The sequence below is a fragment of the Sphingobacterium sp. UBA3549 genome (assembly GCF_002376635.1).
Lineage (GTDB): Bacteria > Bacteroidota > Bacteroidia > Sphingobacteriales > Sphingobacteriaceae > Sphingobacterium.
In genome coordinates this window covers 1-16974 of record NZ_DFOE01000002.1, presented here as the reverse complement: position 1 = coordinate 16974, position 16974 = coordinate 1, and the positions used below count along the sequence as shown (strand labels likewise).

Genomic DNA, 16974 nt, shown 5'->3' with positions numbered 1-16974 from the left:
ATTTGTATTTTGTAACTTTGTTTCTCGAAATGAAGCAGTCACAAGCATCAAGCGAAAAAGTTATTTATAGCTATATGATTTATAGTGATAAAGCGCCTTTCTATCTGTTCACAATGCACAATCTATGTGCTTCGATTAAAACTTTGTATCCTTTTAATTTCAATCACAATCATATATGAAAAGCTTATTGATTACTTCTGTTAAAGTAATTTTACCTGGGAATAAATTTCATCAGCAGCAAGTGGATGTATTTATTGAAGATGGAAAGATTGCACAGATTGGAAAATCTGTCAAATTAGCGGATAAAGATAGTGAGACCATTGATGGCTCCGGAAAAATATTAGCGCCTGGCTTTTTTGACTTACATGCCAATTTTGGAGAGCCTGGGCTAGAAACCAAAGAAGATATCTTAAGCGGAACAGCAGCAGCTGCTGCAGGTGGCTTCACTGGAGTAGCCGTGATGCCCAATACTGAGCCAGCTATTCAAAGCCGTTCAGAGGTCGCTCTAATTGTCAATACTGCGAAAGGAAATATTGTGGATGTACATCCAATTGGTGCGATCAGCAAAAAGAGAGAAGGCAAAGAACTGGCCGAATTATTTGATATGAAGCAAACCGGGGCTGTTGCTTTTAGTGATGGAAACAGGAGTGTTCAACAAGCGGGACTAATGAGCAGAGCGTTGTTGTATGCTAAGGGGTTTAATGGATTAATTTTTTCGCATGCGGAAGATGAGTCGATGGCAGGAGGAAACAAGATGAATGAAGGCGCTATGAGTACTTATTTAGGTATGAAGGGTATTCCAAACCTTGCCGAATCATTAATGGTTTCTCGCGATCTCTATCTAGCAGAATATACAGGAGCTCCTATTCATTTTGCTTCCATAAGCACACCAGAAGCTGTTGATCTGATAAAAAAAGCGAAAGCAAAAGGTCTTCAAGTCACATGCGATGTTGCCGCACATCAATTGGTGTTTACTGACGAAGATATCGTTGGTTTCGACAGCAATTACAAGGTTAGCCCCCCATTAAGAACGAAAGCAGATCTTAAGGTATTACTTAAAGGAATCAAGGATGGAACTATTGATGCTGTTGTCTCGCAACATACACCGCAAGAAGTAGAATTCAAGAATGTCGAATTCCATATTGCCAAAAATGGCATTATTGGTTTACAGACCGTGCTGCCGCTGTTGATTCGTGCCGGATTGAACGAAGAACAAATTGTAAATAGTCTGTCCGTCAGACCAAGGCAAATTTTAGGACTTGAAGTACCTCAGATTGAAGAGGGAGCAGCAGCCAATCTTGTTTTATTTGACGCATCGAAAGCATGGAATTTCGATGAGAAAACCAATAAATCCAAATCAAAAAATTCACCTTTATTCGGAAAGACCTTAAACGGTGCTGTCGAATTGGTCATTAATAATAGTCAAATTGTTAAAAACGATTAAAAACCATGGAAGCAAATATTAAAGCAGCCGTTGAGGCAGGTATATTAAATTATGGCAAGGTAGATGGAATTTCGACAGCCCCGGAATTCCTTGAAAAGATTATTCGCGTATTCAACACGGAAGTAAGCTATTTGGAAAAGTTAGAACTGTTGGATCAGTCTTTCGATGACTATCCTTTGTTTGACGAACTTCGCGAAGTATATGTTGATCTTTTATTGATGAATTTTTTCTCCAACGATGTATTGAAGCTGGAAGATGATTATTTGGATTCAGAAGAATGGGAAGCAATCGAAGATGAAACCATAGATCGTGGGACTGAATTATTGAATATTTTTCTTTATTTAGGGGAATGTAAAGACGATGAGATTGAACCTGAATTGGATGACTTCTTAAAAGAGTTTTTACTGGTTGATGAAGACGAATTTCAAGACGAGCATGAAATTTATGAAGATATCATTGCTAACCAAATTGTGGTAGATAGTCCATATGCTGAAATCGCGAAAGTCGGTAAAGGAATAAATCCGAAAAGCGAGGTATATGAACTTTTCTATCCTATTATGAGCTTCTTTAGTGAATTCAAGCCCTCTGAAAAGCAATTTGAGGAATATGCTGAAGCGTCTTCCAATAAGGCTTTTGATATTGCCCTTTACCAAATAATGAGTACTTACTATAATAAATAATTTTATGGCAGATTTAATCAACCCAAGTAATGTAGGATTTGATGCGGTAATCGACAAAAAGAAAAGTATTATCTATGGTGTCATATTGGGAATAATTTCTTTTATCCTAGGACTAATTGTCCTGTTTGTTGTCAAAGACTTAAATTCCTTCTGGGGGGTAATGTCGATGTCATTTATCGTTAATACAGCGGTTTTTGTTATCATCGCTGCCTTGTTCGCTTTCGCTCTTCGGAAAGCAAATGGTGGCTACTGGAATTTTTCAATAGCATTAAAATCGATCTTTATGATGCTTGCTATTTCTACTATTATTTCCACGATCGGTACACAGCTCTATGTCAACTTCGTTAATCCAACGTTACAAGAAAAGGTTGTGACTCACACCATTAACGTAACCATTGAGTATATGGAAAAGAATAATGTTCCTGACGAAGTTATAGATTCAAAAATAGCGGAGCTTGAAAAACAAGTTGATTCTATCGGCAAAATTACCTTAGGACAAGTTTTGAAGGGGTTGGCGATCACCTTGATGTTTCAATTTGTTTTTGCATTGTTACTATCAGCTTTGACAAAGCGAGAAAAATTAGCGATTAGACAAGACGCCATTTAGTGCCTAACAAAATAAAACTGTTCCTACAAGGTATTGCTGAAAAAGTAATACCTTTGTTGGTATTATAACACTATACTTTTAGCATGATTAACATTCACATGGATATTTCTGTTGTTGTTCCTTTGTTTAATGAAGAAGAATCCTTACCCGAATTAACAGCTTGGATCGACCGTGTTATGGCGGCCAATCATTTTTCATACGAAATTATTTTAGTTGACGATGGAAGTAAAGATCATTCCTGGAAGGTTATCGAAGAGTTAAAGTTAAACAACACGAATATTTCTGCTATCAAATTCCGACGTAACTATGGAAAATCTGCAGCATTAAATGTGGGTTTTGCTGCTGCACAGGGTGATGTCGTTATTACAATGGATGCGGATCTCCAGGATAGTCCCGATGAGATTCCTGAATTGTACGACCGAATCATAAATAAGGGGGCTGACCTAGTATCGGGATGGAAACAAAAACGATATGATCCATTAACCAAAACACTACCTACCAAATTGTTTAATGGGGTGACGAGGTCGATGTCTGGAATTCACAACCTGCATGATTTTAACTGTGGTCTAAAAGCCTACAAAAAGGAAGTTGTTAAAAATATCGAAGTGTATGGTGAAATGCATCGTTATATACCTGTAATTGCAAAATGGGCAGGATTTACAAATATACAAGAACAGATCGTACAGCATTATCCACGTAAGTACGGTACAACCAAATTCGGCCCTGGCCGCTTTGTGAAAGGTTTCCTCGATTTATTGTCCATATTTTTCGTTGGTAAGTTTTCGAAGAGGCCGATGCATTTTTTTGGGGTTATGGGCGTTATTAGTTTTCTGGCAGGTTTATTTATATCTATTTATCTAATTTGCCATAAATTGATAAGTATTGCCAGCGGAACACCTTTTAGAGATATAACAGATCAACCATTGTTTTTCTTTGCGCTAACCGCTATTATTTTGGGCACGCAATTATTTCTGACAGGTTTCTTGGCAGAATTAGTCTCTAGAAGCAGCTCCGATCGGAACGACTATCAAATTGAGAAAGTCATTTAAGTCGTTATGCGCATTGTGATTTTAGGATCTGCTTACCCATTAAGGGGTGGAGGGATAGCATCTTTTAATGAACGGTTAGCATCCCACTTTCAGCAGTTGGGCCATGAAGTGGATATCTACTCCTTCAGTCTGCAGTACCCAAATTTTCTTTTTCCTGGAAAGTCACAATACTCGGATGAGCCTGCACCAGAGGGACTCCATATCAAAACAAAAGTAAATTCTATCAATCCATTTAATTGGATTAGTGTGGGCAAGGAACTTAGAAATGCCAAATATGATCTCCTTATCGTACGATTTTGGATGCCCTTTTTCGGGCCGTGTTTGGGAACAATCCAGCGACAGGTTCGGAAGAATAGGCATACTAAAATAGTATGTATCGCTGATAATATAATTCCCCATGAACAGCGACCAGGGGATAAGCTATTGATCCGGTACTTTTTGAAATCTGTTGATGCTTGTCTCACCATGAGTAAAAGCGTTCTGTTGGACCTCAAATTGCTAAGCCCGAAAATGCCAGCAGTGTATACCCCTCATCCCCTTTACGATAACTATGGCACTCATCAAAGTAAAAAGGAAGCTCGTAGACTACTTAACATTGATCAAGAGGGGAAAGTGATCTTGTTCTTTGGATTTATTCGTCAATACAAAGGCTTAGATATCTTGTTGCAAGCTTTAAACGATACCAGGCTACGTAAGATGGGGGTTAAATTATTGCTTGCTGGAGAATTTTATGATGACCCTGCGTTATACTTGGATCTTATAAAGAAGTATAAACTCGAAGAGTTTATTTTTATGCATACCGATTTTATTCCAAATCAGGAGGTAGGGCGTTATTTTTCAGCCGCGGATTGTGTCGTGTTACCTTATCGTAGCGCTACTCAAAGTGGAATCACCCAAGTTGCTTATCATTTCGATCTTCCAATGATTGTAAGTAATGTCGGTGGGTTGCCCGAATTGGTTCGAGATAGTTATGTTGGTTATGTTGTCGAGCCCAAAGCAGAGGAAATCGCAGAACGCATTTTTTCTTTTTACCATTACAACAAAGAAGAACAATTTAGAACAAATATCATAGACGAAAAAAGAAAATATAGCTGGGAAACTTTCGGTAATGAACTTCTTAAATTGGCGCATTGATCGCTAAGGGTTATTTTATTTGTATATAAAATCAAATTTATCTAAGTTTGGAATACTGAGGTAGAATTTTAAAAGAAGGAGAGATTTTGTTGCCGTTTACACAAAGCAGCTTAACTAAGCTAGAAGAATTTTTTAAGGAACAGGGGTATAAAGTTAGGTATGAAAAAGGGTCATTCCGTACAGGTGCTTGTATGTTGCAGACGACAAAAGTTGTAGTAGTCAATAAGTTTTCGAATCTTGAAATAAAAATCCAGTCATTGTGGAACATATTATTGGATATTGAAATTGATTCGGAAGCCATTTCTGAGAAGCTTCTTCCAATTTATGAAGAGGTATTGAAATCAAAAATTATAGCTTGAGAGTTACATTTTTAGGAACCGGAACATCCCAGGGGGTACCTGTCATAGCGTGCCAATGTCAGGTCTGCCAATCTGAAGATCAGCGTGATAAAAGATTGCGTTCTTCTATCCTTATTGAATATAATCAACACACATTAGTGGTCGATACTGGTCCGGATTTTAGGTATCAGATGTTGCGTGAGAAAGTTATGCACTTGGATGCTGTGTTAATGACACACTCGCATAAAGACCATATTGCTGGTTTGGATGATGTAAGAGCGTTTAATTATCAGCAGCATAGTTCTATTTCCATTTATGGTACAGCTGATCTACACGAAGCGCTAAGGCGCGAATTTTATTATGCGTTTACTGAAACAAAATACCCAGGAGCGCCGAGATTGGATTTGGAGGAGGTAAGGGCTGGTGTATCTTTGCCTTTGTTCGGTACGGAAATTATGCCTATCGAGGTGCTTCATTATAAAATGCCAGTCTTGGGCTTCAGGATCGGAGAGTTTGCATATATCACTGATGCAAAATTTATCAGTGAAGAATCGCGGCAGCTATTGAAAGGTGTTAAGGTACTTGTTGTAAATGCACTTCAGAAAGAATCTCATATTTCCCATTTAACATTGGACGAAGCGATTGAATTTGCCTATGATATTCAGGCAGATAAAACTTATTTTACACATATAGGGCACCGAATGGGATTGCATGAAATTGTTTCAAAAGAATTGCCGAAAAATATGTTGCTAGCCTACGATAGGTTACAGCTGGAGATCAGCTAATCTATTTATTATAAAACTATATTTCCATTTTCTTTGTTATACCTATAAAAATAGATTTAGGTATTAAATTATTAAAAGAAAATGGGAAATTTACTGTATATCATCGCTGTTATTTTGGTCATCATTTGGGCGATAAGTTTTTTTGGAGGTTATGCAGCTGGCAATAACATTATTCACGTCCTTTTGGTGATTGCAATTATTGTGGTATTATTGCGTGTCATCCGTGGTAACGCGTAATACATTTCAAATCAAATTTAAATAAAGCTGGGCAATTTGTAGATCTTGAGGGTAGGTGATCTTTATATTTTTAGCATCACCTTCAATAATAGCGATACTGTTGCCCATCTTCTCTACCACAGACGCATCATCCGTAAAAAGGGGGTCTTCCACTTGCTGATATGATTTTAGTAGCAACTCTCCATGAAATACCTGCGGAGTTTGAATTAACCAGGTATGGTTTCTATCTACAGCAGCATTAAAGGAAACATCTCCCATGCGGACGGATTCAATACTCTTTTGTCCCAAAACAATTGCCTGATGGGCATAAGCGCCTTGAAATGCTTTGTTCACTAGCTCTTCAGTAATAATAGGACGAGCGCCATCGTGTACTGCAATATAATCTTCTGAACGGATTTTGAAATTTTCCTCAATGTAATTAATTCCATTTTTAACACTTTCGAATCGGGTTCGACCACCATAAGTGAGATGGATAGGTAAAGTAAAGTCATGTTCCGAACACAGTTCATTCCACAATTCCTCCATTACCTCACTGATCACTAGTATTACTTCCGATACAATCTTACATTGACAAAATCGATTAATTGTATGCATGACAATGGGCAGTTCATTTAAGCAAAGAAACTGCTTTGGAAGGTCGCTATTCATTCTGCTTCCTGTTCCGGCTGCAACGATTATGACAAAGTTCATGTTATTGAAATTTAAGATTTATAAAAAACGTGGATAGCTTGAGACTATCCACGTTTTTTATTTATTATTAAACATAGGATTAAACGATTAACATCGCATCGCCATAGCTATAGAATCTATATTTTTCCTTCACAGCAACTTCATATGCATTCATTACATTTTCATAACCTGCAAACGCGGCAATCATCACAAGCAAAGTGGATTCCGGTGTATGGAAATTTGTGATCATGGAATTTGCAATACTGAAATCGTAAGGCGGATAAATAAACTTACTTGTCCAATCCGATGCCGCCTTTAAATGATGGTCAGCAGACACAGAAGATTCTATTGCCCGCATAGAAGTCGTTCCTACAGCACATACGCGACGTTTGTTGTCGATAGCTTTATTGACAACTTTTGCAGCTTCGTCAGTTATGATAAACTGTTCAGAATCCATTTTATGTTTAGTTAAATCTTCCACTTCAACAGTACGAAAAGTTCCAAGACCAACGTGAAGAGTAACCTCTGCAAAATCAACGCCTTTCAATTCTAAGCGTTTCATCAATTCTCTAGAGAAATGAAGTCCCGCTGTAGGAGCGGCAACAGCCCCTTCATTTTTTGCATAAATAGTTTGGTAGCGGAATTTGTCTTCTGGTGTAGCTTTACGCTTGATGTATTTAGGTAGTGGTGTTTCACCTAAGATCTCGATATTACGGCGGAACTCTTCATCGGTACCATCAAATAAAAACCGGATCGTACGGCCCCGAGAAGTTGTATTATCCACTACTTCAGCAACCAGTAAGTCTTCATCGCCGAAATATAATTTATTGCCAACACGTATTTTGCGTGCAGGATCGACCAATACATCCCAAAGGCGAAGCTCATTGTTCAATTCACGCAGCAAGAAAACTTCAATAGTAGCTCCAGTTTTCTCTTTATTCCCATAAAGACGCGCTGGAAAAACTTTAGTATTGTTTAAAATCATGACATCTTTGTCATCGAAATAATCCAATACATCTTTGAAAATTTTGTGTTCAATTTTACCACTATCTCTGTGTAGGACCATCAAGCGCGATTCGTCACGATTTTCAGAAGGTTCAGAAGCAAGTAATGATTCTGGTAAGTTGAATTTAAATTGAGATAACTTCATCTTTAATGATATATATTTTAATGTCTACCTTTTAGTGCATTACAGTGCACCAAATATTAGGTTGCAAAAAGCATACAAAGTTATAACTTTTTTGGGTATAGAAGGGCGGTAATTCTAATTTATGTAGATATTTTTAAGGATTTTGACATTAAATCAAAACTATATTGTATTTTAGAATACAAATTATGCTATTCTTTAGATTGATATTGGAGAGTTGTCAGTTTGCTTTTTCGGCATTAAAAGACAATCGTACACGCACCTTACTGTCGCTGTTGGGTGTGACCATTGGTATTTTTACGATTATTGGCGTATTCTCCGCTGTAGATACACTTCGAAATAATATCGAGGAGTCAGTAAAGAAGATAGGAAGCAAAACTCTCTACATAGAAAAATGGCCTTGGGATGGAGGACCAAATTTCCCCTGGTGGAAGTACTTGAATAGACCGGAACCCACATATAATAATTACTTGGATTTAAAAAGCCGAATGACGACTGCTGAATATATGGCTTATATGATCAATATTGGCAATACGACAATAAAATATAAAAGTAATTCTGCACAGGGCTCATCGGTTAATGCCGCGACCTATGAAAACCTATATATTCAAAATTTAAATATCGTAGATGGCCGTTACTTTGCCGAAAGTGAATCGAGGGGGGGCGCCCTCGTGACTGTATTGGGGGCCAATATAGCGGAAGGACTTTTTCCTAATGATGAACCGGTTGGTAAATATATCAACATGCTAGGCCGAAAAATTCAAGTTATTGGAGTGTTAAAGAAAGAAGGAAATGGTGTATTAATCAATACCTCACCTGATGATACCGCCTTTATTCCATTTGAGCTCGCGAGGAATTTGGTCAATTATGATAATTTTTCACCAAGTATAGCGATGGTAATTAAACCGAACTATACGCTGGCTGAAGCAGAGAGTGAAGCAAAGACACTTATGCGTTCAATTCGTCGTATATCTCCTCAACGGGAGGAAAATTTTTCTATTAATCAGACAACAATGATTACAGGTGCACTGGATCAGCTTTTTGGAATAATTAATCTTGCGGGTTTTTCGATTGGTATTTTTTCAATCCTAGTCGGTGGTTTCGGTATTGCCAATATCATGTTTGTCAGCGTTAAGGAGCGTACACACATCATCGGAATTCAAAAGGCGCTGGGAGCCAAAAATTTCTTTATCCTTTCTCAGTTTTTAATAGAATCTATCGTGCTCTGCCTCTTGGGAGGAGGAATAGGTCTGATCGTTGTTTATTTTTTAGCATTTCTTGTGCAGGCTGCGACTGGTGTTGCTATCGTCGTTAGTTTGAAAATGGTTATCCTGACAATTTCACTTTCTACTTTTATCGGGCTAATATCCGGCATTGTTCCTGCTTTAATGGCTTCTCGATTGGATCCCGTGGAAGCTATCCGAAGCAATTAAAGAGAAGATATGTTTAAAAAAGCTCAATTTTCGATACTGCAGGGATTTTGGCTTTTAACTTTTGCCTATAGCTGTATGCTAATGGTAGAGATTACACTGCGCTACCGTGGGTTTGAGCTGGATGCTAACTTATTACTGATCAAGCAAACTGAAATAGAAGAACTTTGGTGGTATCGCTACGTCTTTTATGTCCATGTCTGTACTGCTATCTTCGCGCTGCCGGCTGGCTTCACTCAGTTTAGTAATTACCTATTGAATAAATATCCGCGAGTCCATAGAAGTATAGGATATTTGTATGTATACGCCATTTTGGTTTGCGCCGCTCCATCAGGATTACTGATTGGTTTGGTTGCGAATGGTGGGATAACATCTATTATTGCATTTGAATTACTGGGATTGGGATGGTTTTATTTTACCTACCAGGCAGTTCATTTTGCGCGTCAGAGAAAATTTAATAAACACCACGATTTTATGATCCGTAGCTTTGCATTAACCTGTTCTGCACTGACGCTACGTTTTTGGAAGCTGGCTTTAGTCTATTTGTTCCAGCCCAATCCAATGGACGTGTACCAGATTATCGCATGGCTGGGATGGATACCAAATTTGTTATTGGCGGAATTTATTATTTATCAAAAAAATCAAAAATTATTAAGAGAAATATTTGTTTAGTGTTATTGCTTGTGGTCATTGTAGGATGTAAGGAAGGGAGAGACAGAAAGAATGAAGCCCCCGGAACAAAAGATAGCGTTGTTGTTGAGCATGAGGCACATCAGGAACTATACGGCAACTGGGTGGGAGAATTTGTGGTTGATGAAAATACACTGGAAGATGGGGACGGTTTGCCAATTACAGATTATTCTCCAAAGATAAATTTGACCATAAAAAAAATCACAGATAAGGGGCGTGTATTCGGACAGAATGTGGTGAAAGGAAATCTGCGTTCTTTTGTGGGAAAGCTGGAAGAAAACGGTAGTGACTTTCGGCTATTGTTGGATGAGCCCGGCGATAAAAAGTCCGATGGCCGTTTTGAAATTAAGCTTAATCATGATACGTTAATTGGCAGTTGGACTGCCTACGATCCAGGGGTAAAGATAAAAAAACGAAGTTTCAAACTGTTGAAAAAGCAATTCGCATATAATCCTAATCTGATGCTGAAAAATCAGGATGAGGAAAATGGGACTTTGGTTGACTGGATTAACGAAAAGAGAAAAGAGGAAACCGATGTAGATGGAGATTCAACTTATACATACGTTATACAATATTATAGGTCGGCATCCCCTGCAGTTTTTACGGTCAATGCATCTAAACAAAAGTTGACCGAGAAAGACCTGAAAAATCTTAAGAAGTTGGATCTTGAGATTATTCGGAATACGATTTTTGCCCGACATGGCTATGCGTTTACTAAACCAAGCATTCGCCAATTTTTTGAGCCTGTAGACTGGTATGTGCCTATTTCAAAAGATGTGAATGCAGATTTGAGTCCATTGGAAAAAGATAATATCGCTTTATTGACGAGATTTGAAAAATATGCAACGGATAATTATGACACCTTTGGAAGATAAGGTATAAAATCCATTCCGAAACATTCGAAAGATCAATTTCACAAAAAGGGCTTTACATTGTAAAGCCCTTTTTGTGATTTAAACGGTCTATGTTTTATGATTTTTTTCGAATGGAAATCGCATTTTTATGCGCCTGCAAACCCTCAAGTTCAGCGAGTATTTCAACTACAGTCCCAATGTGTTGGAGCCCAGTTTCGCTAATGTGTTGGAAAGTAACTTTTTTTACAAAAGAATCCACCGATACGCCTGAGTAGGAGCGTGCATATCCCGATGTAGGCAGCGTATGATTAGTACCCGAAGCATAATCACCCGCGCTTTCCGGGGTTAAGTGTCCTAAAAATACTGAACCAGCGTTACTGATATAGCGTGTTAAAGACTCCCATTGATCCGTTTCCAAAATAAGGTGTTCTGGAGCGTAATCATTTGAAAATTGTAGCGCTTCCTGAAGGTTATCAACAGTTACCGCATAAGAATTGTCAATAGCTTTTGCAGCAAGTTCCTTGCGCGGTAAGACCGCCAATTGGGCTGCTAGTTCTGTGTTGACCGCATCAACTATAGCCGTAGAAGTTGCAACCAAGACAGCTTGGCTGTCGACGCCGTGTTCGGCTTGTGCCAAAAGATCGGCGGCAACAAAAGCCGGATTAGCCGAGTCATCAGCGACGACTAATACTTCGGATGGGCCGGCAGGCATATCTATGCTAACATTTGCCAGACCCTGTATAATGGATTTTGCCTTCGTGACAAATTGATTGCCTGGGCCAAAAATCTTATCGACTTTGGGTATTGTCTTTGTTCCAAATCCCATAGCAGCAACAGCCTGAGCACCTCCAACCAAGTATATTCTATTTATCTTCAGTAATTTTAAACAAAAAGCGACAAATCCATTAATTTTTCCGTTGGATTGGGGGGGAGAACAAACGACAATTTCTTTGCACCCAGCTATTCTTGCGGGAATACCAAGCATTAAAAGTGTGCTAGGTAAGACCGCTGATCCTCCAGGGATATAGAGACCGACTTTTTCAATAGGGCGCACCTCCCGCCAGCATTTTACGCCGGGCATGGTTTCAACAGTGCGTTCTCTTTTTAATTGCGTACTATGAAACTTATGAATATTTTGAAAAGCAATTTCCAGTGCTCTTTGCTGATCACGGTCTATGGTAGATGCTAACGCATCGATATCGTCCTCGTCCAAATACAGTCGCTCGAGTTCAACATTGTCAAATTTAGCAGCATATTCGCGTAACACGACATCTCCTTGCTGGCGTACCTGTTGAATAATTTCCTGGACAACCTCTTGTATTGCATTGTTCGGATCCGTGTTCCTGGCAACCAGTTGTTGAATTTCGGATTTTCCTAACGTCTTGTAATCATATTTTTTTAACATGGTTGTATAAGTGCATCAAGTTTAAAGAATGATTTTTTCAACGGGCATCACAACGATACCTTGGGCACCTTCAGCTTTTAATTTGTTGATCTTATCCCAAAAGTCATCTTCGGCGATAACGGTATGTACGGCTACCCAGCCTTCTTCTGCAAGTGGAACAACCGTAGGGCTCTTAACGCCGTGGAGTAAAGAAGTAATAGCCGGCAAATTCTTCTTTTCGACATTCAATACCACATATTTGGTTTCTTTTGCTAAAAGAACAGATTCGATGCGTTGTACTAATTCAGTCAAAACTTCATTACCCTCTAATCCTTTTCTTCCCACCAAAATGGCTTCTGAATTCTTCACATCAGCAAAAGGTTTTAAACCATTGCTTTTTAACGTTCCACCTGTAGATACGATATCACAGATTGCATCACTAAGGCCCAAGCCGGGAGAAATCTCAACGGAGCCAGAGATCAAACGGATGTCTGCATTAATATTGTACTCGTTTAGAAAGTTCTTGAGGATATTTGGATAAGAGGTCGCGATTGCTTTACCATTAAGGTCTTTAATGTCCTGAATGCTACTATCTTTGGGGATAGCTAATTTCAATGTGCATTTTCCAAAACCGAGTCTCTTGATGTATTCTACTTTGGATTCAGTCTCATCAATGATGTTTTCACCGACGATACCAAGATCGGCTATGCCTTGTTCTACATAACCCGGAATATCATCGTCTCTCAAAAACAATATTTCCAATGGAAAATTTCCCACAGTGGTAATTAAAGAGCTCTTGTAGTTCTCGAAGTCTAAACCACAGTTTTTCAGTAATTGAACAGATTTTTCGTTTAACCTACCCGATTTTTGGATAGCAATTTTAAGATTTTTCAACGCTTTATAATGTTAGCAGTAAATTATTAATAATAAGAAATCAAACAAGAGGGAAGGTATTCTACGTAAGAACACATTAAATTAACATATCGCCACAACGGCGATGATGGAAATGAAAATGATGTACGTAAGTATAAACCATGTTTGTATTAATAACTGTAAGCAAATGTATAGTAAATTAATTGGAAATCCAAGGCCATCATTTTAAAATTGTCATCTAAACAGGCTTATTATTAAGCGGATTCTAATTTGGATACAAAAATAAGTGAAAATATGGCTAGTGTATACTACATGCAAAATCTGGGCGTATGACAATACTGATTTGATAGCTTGGAGCATACTGTTTCGTATACTTTACAGACCAGTAATGAGTTTGATTCAAATTTAAACGTCTTTAATAAGGTGACAACTCACATAAATTTCCTTATTTTTAAGGGGTGAAGAAATTATAAATAGAGAGATTATTTACTGGATGAAAAGATTAGTTTTTATTTTTGTTTGCTGGTTGAATTGTTCCTATATAGGCGCTGTAGCGCAGGAAATACCTGCTTCTACATTAGATATCCGGATATTGGAGTCGATTGCTGAAACCAGGACTGTGCCGCAAACACAAACATTTAAAGTGCTTTCTGATATCAATAATTATGTTCAGATTGCAGTTCCCGTCGGTTTACTGGTTGCTGGTGCAGTCAATGATGATAAAATGATGCGTCAGAATGCTTTGTATGTTGCTAGCAGTACGGCTGTAACTGCTTTGGTGAATGTGGGTTTGAAACATTTGTTTAAGCGCAGTAGACCTTTTAAAAAATATCCTAATTTCATATCGGTTCGTACGGCCAGTGGATATTCCTTTCCCTCTGGGCATACGTCTTCCGCTTTTGCTACCGCAACTGCTTTGTCACGTGCCTATTCGAAGTGGTACGTCGTCGCCCCATCCCTTTTATGGGCAAGTAGTGTTGGTTATTCACGGATGTATTTGGGCGTACACTTTCCCACCGATGTATTGGCTGGTGCTGCACTGGGAACAGGAGCAGCATTCGCTTTAGATGGATTAAAGAGATAATATAAAAAGAAAAAATGATGCAACAGGTTGTTAAAATATTAGTTGTTGGATGTGGAAATATGGGCGCATCTCATGCAAGGGCTTATCACGATTTAGATGGCTTTCAAATTGTAGGTCTAGTAGCTCGTGGAGAGAGCAAAGGTAAGCTGAATGAAGAATTGGGAGGAAACTATAAATTATTTTCGTCTTATGAGCAGGCACTTGAGGAAACGAAACCGGATGCCGTGTGTATAGCCACCTATCCAGATACGCATAGAGATTATGCTATAAAAGCCTTTCAGGCTGGGGCTCACGTCTTTATCGAGAAGCCCATAGCTGAAAACGTAATTTCAGCACAGCAGGTAGTGGATGCGGCAATAAAATACGATAGAAAATTGGTTGTTGGTTATATCTTGAGATACCATCCATCCTGGATCAAGTTCATCGAGATTTCTAAAACGATGGGAAAGCCACTTGTTATGCGTATGAACCTCAATCAACAGAGTCATGGATATATGTGGGATGTGCATAAAAATTTAATGTCTAGCTTAAGTCCCATTGTTGATTGCGGGGTCCACTATATTGATGTCATGTGTCAAATGGTGGGCGCAAAACCATTGTATGTATCTGCAATAGGTGCACGATTAACCGATGAGATTCCAGCGTGGAACTATAACTATGGGCAACTTCAGTTGCATTTTGAGGACGGTTCTGTAGGATGGTACGAAGCCGGATGGGGGCCAATGGTGAGTCAGAACGCTTTTTTTGTAAAAGATATTTTTGGACCAAATGGTGCAGTTTCCATTGTCGCTAACAAAGCCAGCGATGAGGGGAAATCGGATTCGGTCGCCTCACACACACAAACGGAAAGCCTAAGAATACATTATAGTGATTTAGATTCAGCCAATGAATTTAAGAAGGCCGATGAATGGATTAACTTATCGGATGAGCCTGGTCATCAAGAATTATGTAATCGGGAGCAGCTATTCTTTCTGCGGGCAATTTTAGAGAATTTGGATCTTACTGATTCAATGGAAGATGCTATTAACAGTCTGCGAATCGCTTTGGCATGCGATGAAGCTGTGAAAACTAAATTGATGATAAAGTTGTAGTGCTTTTTCACAAAATATCTTATGAATATTGTACTAGAATATACAGCTAGAAAGTGCTTAAATAAAAAAATAGCTTAAAAAAATAGACTTTTTGGTCTGTCTTTTGTTATTTAGCTACATATTTAACATTCTTATGAATAATTTACTCAAAGTTGCACTATTATTTGGATTATCAATTTCGACAACTTATGCGCAAGATAAGCAATGGCAGATGGAGTTGGTTTTTAAAGGTGAAGTGTCGCCTGAAAAGTTTGAAAATGACGTTCCAGAATTTGCAAAGGAGTTTTATGAGCCATTTTTGAAAGGAAAAATGGCTTATCGGAATGTAGAGGTTTTGGCTGATGCCTATTATTCTTCCACTATAGTGAATCAAAAGACACATGCTGTTTTAAATCGAAAGTTAGCAAAAACGTATTCGTATTCAGCAGGAGATGATGTCGTCACTGCTGAAGTATATCATCCATCGTATAAGATTGTTGGTGTAAAGCCGGAAGAATCCGAAGGCCCTTATGTGCAGCTGCAAGATATGGGCGAAATAGAATCAATAGCGGGCATTACCTGTAAAAAAGCAAAGTTGTTTTTTAAAAACAATGCGGATTCGGCTATCGCAACTGTTTGGTATTCGGAAGCAGTACCGACTTATTATTTGACTGCCTTTCCATTTATAAATGATTTGCCTGGTGGTGTGCTTAAATTGTCTTTAGGTGAAAGCAATGAGCTTGGTTTCGAAACAACAAAAGTGGCCAATACATCTTTTGTTGCAGACTTTCAATTGCCTAAAAACGCGAAGGTTATTGATATCTCCGGGGGAGATAATGATAGCCAGGCAGAAGATGTCGGTTTATTTGAAGACACTTTTCCATTGGATAGATCACTTAAATGGACGATGGTTAAGGATAAAAATACCAATGATGAATATTATGGTATAAAAAACACGGCAGGAGAAGAAGTATTGCCTTGCTCTCTTTTCTCTTTAGCATACTTTAATGAACACACTGCCATTGTTTCAGATAAAGATAATTATTTTTGGTTATTGGATAAGAAGGGGGGAAAGGTAAATAAAGAAGGATTTGACTGGCTGACGCCAGCAAATCAAAAAATTGCCATATTCCAAAAAGACGGTAATTTTGGATTGGTCACAGAAGAAGGGAAAATTCTGCTCGATAAGAAAGAAAACATCAGTAAATTTTTGGACAATTATCTGATGTTCTCTGAAAATGGTAAAATTGGATTGCTGGACGAACAGGGAAAGATTATATTAAAAGCGAATCTACTATTTCTAGATGCTGATCACGTCGGGAATGTTTTGATTCGCGAGAAAGAGGGCGAAGAAACGAAGAAGATGGACTTAAATACTTTCTTAAATTCTTATGTTAAGTAATTTTAAATCCATACAATCTATGTTTTAGCGGTTACAAAAAAAAGAAGCTGTCCGACAAGGGCAGCTTTTTTTATGGGACTAATTTTTCGTGTCGACT

General features: G+C 38.3%; 18 protein-coding genes. 14 read left to right on the top strand and 4 right to left on the bottom strand.

Annotated elements, in window-relative coordinates; all coding sequences use genetic code 11:
* Positions 1–175: 175 nt before the first annotated feature.
* From B2W36_RS01010 to B2W36_RS00975, 8 genes are all read left to right on the top strand, one after another.
* On the top strand, positions 176–1444 hold the full coding sequence (locus B2W36_RS01010) for a dihydroorotase (RefSeq protein WP_293884279.1): 1269 nt from the start codon (positions 176–178) through the stop codon (positions 1442–1444).
* A gap of 5 nt (positions 1445–1449) precedes the next feature.
* Entirely contained in the window at positions 1450–2124 is a 675-nt protein-coding gene (locus B2W36_RS01005; RefSeq protein WP_209574645.1) for a hypothetical protein, read from the top strand.
* A gap of 4 nt (positions 2125–2128) precedes the next feature.
* Positions 2129–2731, top strand: a complete 603-nt coding sequence (locus B2W36_RS01000; protein WP_293884276.1) for a DUF4199 domain-containing protein — start codon at positions 2129–2131, stop codon at positions 2729–2731.
* A gap of 98 nt (positions 2732–2829) precedes the next feature.
* Complete coding sequence (locus B2W36_RS00995) at positions 2830–3780, top strand: glycosyltransferase family 2 protein (protein ID WP_209575127.1); 951 nt, start codon at positions 2830–2832, stop codon at positions 3778–3780.
* A gap of 6 nt (positions 3781–3786) precedes the next feature.
* Positions 3787–4914, top strand: a complete 1128-nt coding sequence (locus B2W36_RS00990; RefSeq protein ID WP_293884274.1) for a glycosyltransferase — start codon at positions 3787–3789, stop codon at positions 4912–4914.
* An 89-nt stretch (positions 4915–5003) separates the two neighbouring features.
* On the top strand, positions 5004–5273 hold the full coding sequence (locus B2W36_RS00985) for a hypothetical protein (protein WP_349678844.1): 270 nt from the start codon (positions 5004–5006) through the stop codon (positions 5271–5273).
* Positions 5270–6037 carry an MBL fold metallo-hydrolase gene (locus tag B2W36_RS00980; RefSeq protein ID WP_293884272.1) on the top strand — a complete coding sequence of 256 codons (768 nt, stop codon included), beginning with the start codon at positions 5270–5272 and terminating at the stop codon, positions 6035–6037. The genes B2W36_RS00985 and B2W36_RS00980 overlap by 4 nt, the downstream gene beginning before the upstream one ends.
* An 81-nt stretch (positions 6038–6118) precedes the next feature.
* Positions 6119–6274 carry a lmo0937 family membrane protein gene (locus tag B2W36_RS00975; RefSeq protein WP_209574636.1) on the top strand — a complete coding sequence of 52 codons (156 nt, stop codon included), beginning with the start codon at positions 6119–6121 and terminating at the stop codon, positions 6272–6274.
* A gap of 6 nt (positions 6275–6280) precedes the next feature.
* On the opposite strand, the gene B2W36_RS00970 is transcribed toward B2W36_RS00975, so the two are convergent.
* Together B2W36_RS00970 and queA are read right to left on the bottom strand one after the other, a co-directional pair.
* Entirely contained in the window at positions 6281–6964 is a 684-nt protein-coding gene (locus tag B2W36_RS00970) for a 2-C-methyl-D-erythritol 4-phosphate cytidylyltransferase (RefSeq protein WP_293886158.1), read from the bottom strand.
* Between the two features lie 79 nt (positions 6965–7043).
* Positions 7044–8093, bottom strand: a complete 1050-nt coding sequence (gene queA, locus B2W36_RS00965; RefSeq protein WP_209574631.1) for a tRNA preQ1(34) S-adenosylmethionine ribosyltransferase-isomerase QueA — start codon at positions 8091–8093, stop codon at positions 7044–7046.
* Positions 8094–8278: 185 nt separating this feature from the next.
* Between queA and B2W36_RS00960 the strand changes: the two genes are divergently transcribed.
* Genes B2W36_RS00960 through B2W36_RS00950 form a run of 3 tightly spaced genes read left to right on the top strand, consistent with a single transcriptional unit; the run spans position 8279 to position 11085 of the window.
* Positions 8279–9523 carry an ABC transporter permease gene (locus B2W36_RS00960; RefSeq protein WP_209574629.1) on the top strand — a complete coding sequence of 415 codons (1245 nt, stop codon included), beginning with the start codon at positions 8279–8281 and terminating at the stop codon, positions 9521–9523.
* 9 nt (positions 9524–9532) lie between these two features.
* Positions 9533–10192, top strand: a complete 660-nt coding sequence (locus B2W36_RS00955) for a DUF2306 domain-containing protein (protein WP_293886157.1) — start codon at positions 9533–9535, stop codon at positions 10190–10192.
* Entirely contained in the window at positions 10192–11085 is an 894-nt protein-coding gene (locus B2W36_RS00950) for a YARHG domain-containing protein (protein WP_293886156.1), read from the top strand. The genes B2W36_RS00955 and B2W36_RS00950 overlap by 1 nt, the downstream gene beginning before the upstream one ends.
* A gap of 94 nt (positions 11086–11179) precedes the next feature.
* Here B2W36_RS00950 and hisD read toward each other — a convergent pair whose 3' ends face one another.
* Together hisD and hisG are read right to left on the bottom strand one after the other, a co-directional pair.
* The gene (gene hisD / locus B2W36_RS00945; RefSeq protein ID WP_293881609.1) at positions 11180–12469 is read right to left on the bottom strand and encodes a histidinol dehydrogenase; all 1290 of its coding nucleotides are present in this window, start codon (positions 12467–12469) and stop codon (positions 11180–11182) included.
* Between the two features lie 21 nt (positions 12470–12490).
* On the bottom strand, positions 12491–13342 hold the full coding sequence (hisG, locus tag B2W36_RS00940; RefSeq protein WP_293886155.1) for an ATP phosphoribosyltransferase: 852 nt from the start codon (positions 13340–13342) through the stop codon (positions 12491–12493).
* 472 nt (positions 13343–13814) lie between these two features.
* Between hisG and B2W36_RS00935 the strand changes: the two genes are divergently transcribed.
* The 3 genes from B2W36_RS00935 to B2W36_RS00925 all read left to right on the top strand — a co-directional run bounded on the left by B2W36_RS00935 (position 13815) and on the right by B2W36_RS00925 (position 16877).
* The gene (locus B2W36_RS00935; protein ID WP_286776925.1) at positions 13815–14405 is read left to right on the top strand and encodes a phosphatase PAP2 family protein; all 591 of its coding nucleotides are present in this window, start codon (positions 13815–13817) and stop codon (positions 14403–14405) included.
* 14 nt (positions 14406–14419) lie between these two features.
* Positions 14420–15496 carry a Gfo/Idh/MocA family protein gene (locus tag B2W36_RS00930; protein ID WP_293881602.1) on the top strand — a complete coding sequence of 359 codons (1077 nt, stop codon included), beginning with the start codon at positions 14420–14422 and terminating at the stop codon, positions 15494–15496.
* A 133-nt stretch (positions 15497–15629) separates the two neighbouring features.
* Positions 15630–16877 carry a hypothetical protein gene (locus B2W36_RS00925; RefSeq protein WP_293881600.1) on the top strand — a complete coding sequence of 416 codons (1248 nt, stop codon included), beginning with the start codon at positions 15630–15632 and terminating at the stop codon, positions 16875–16877.
* Positions 16878–16974: the final 97 nt, after the last annotated feature.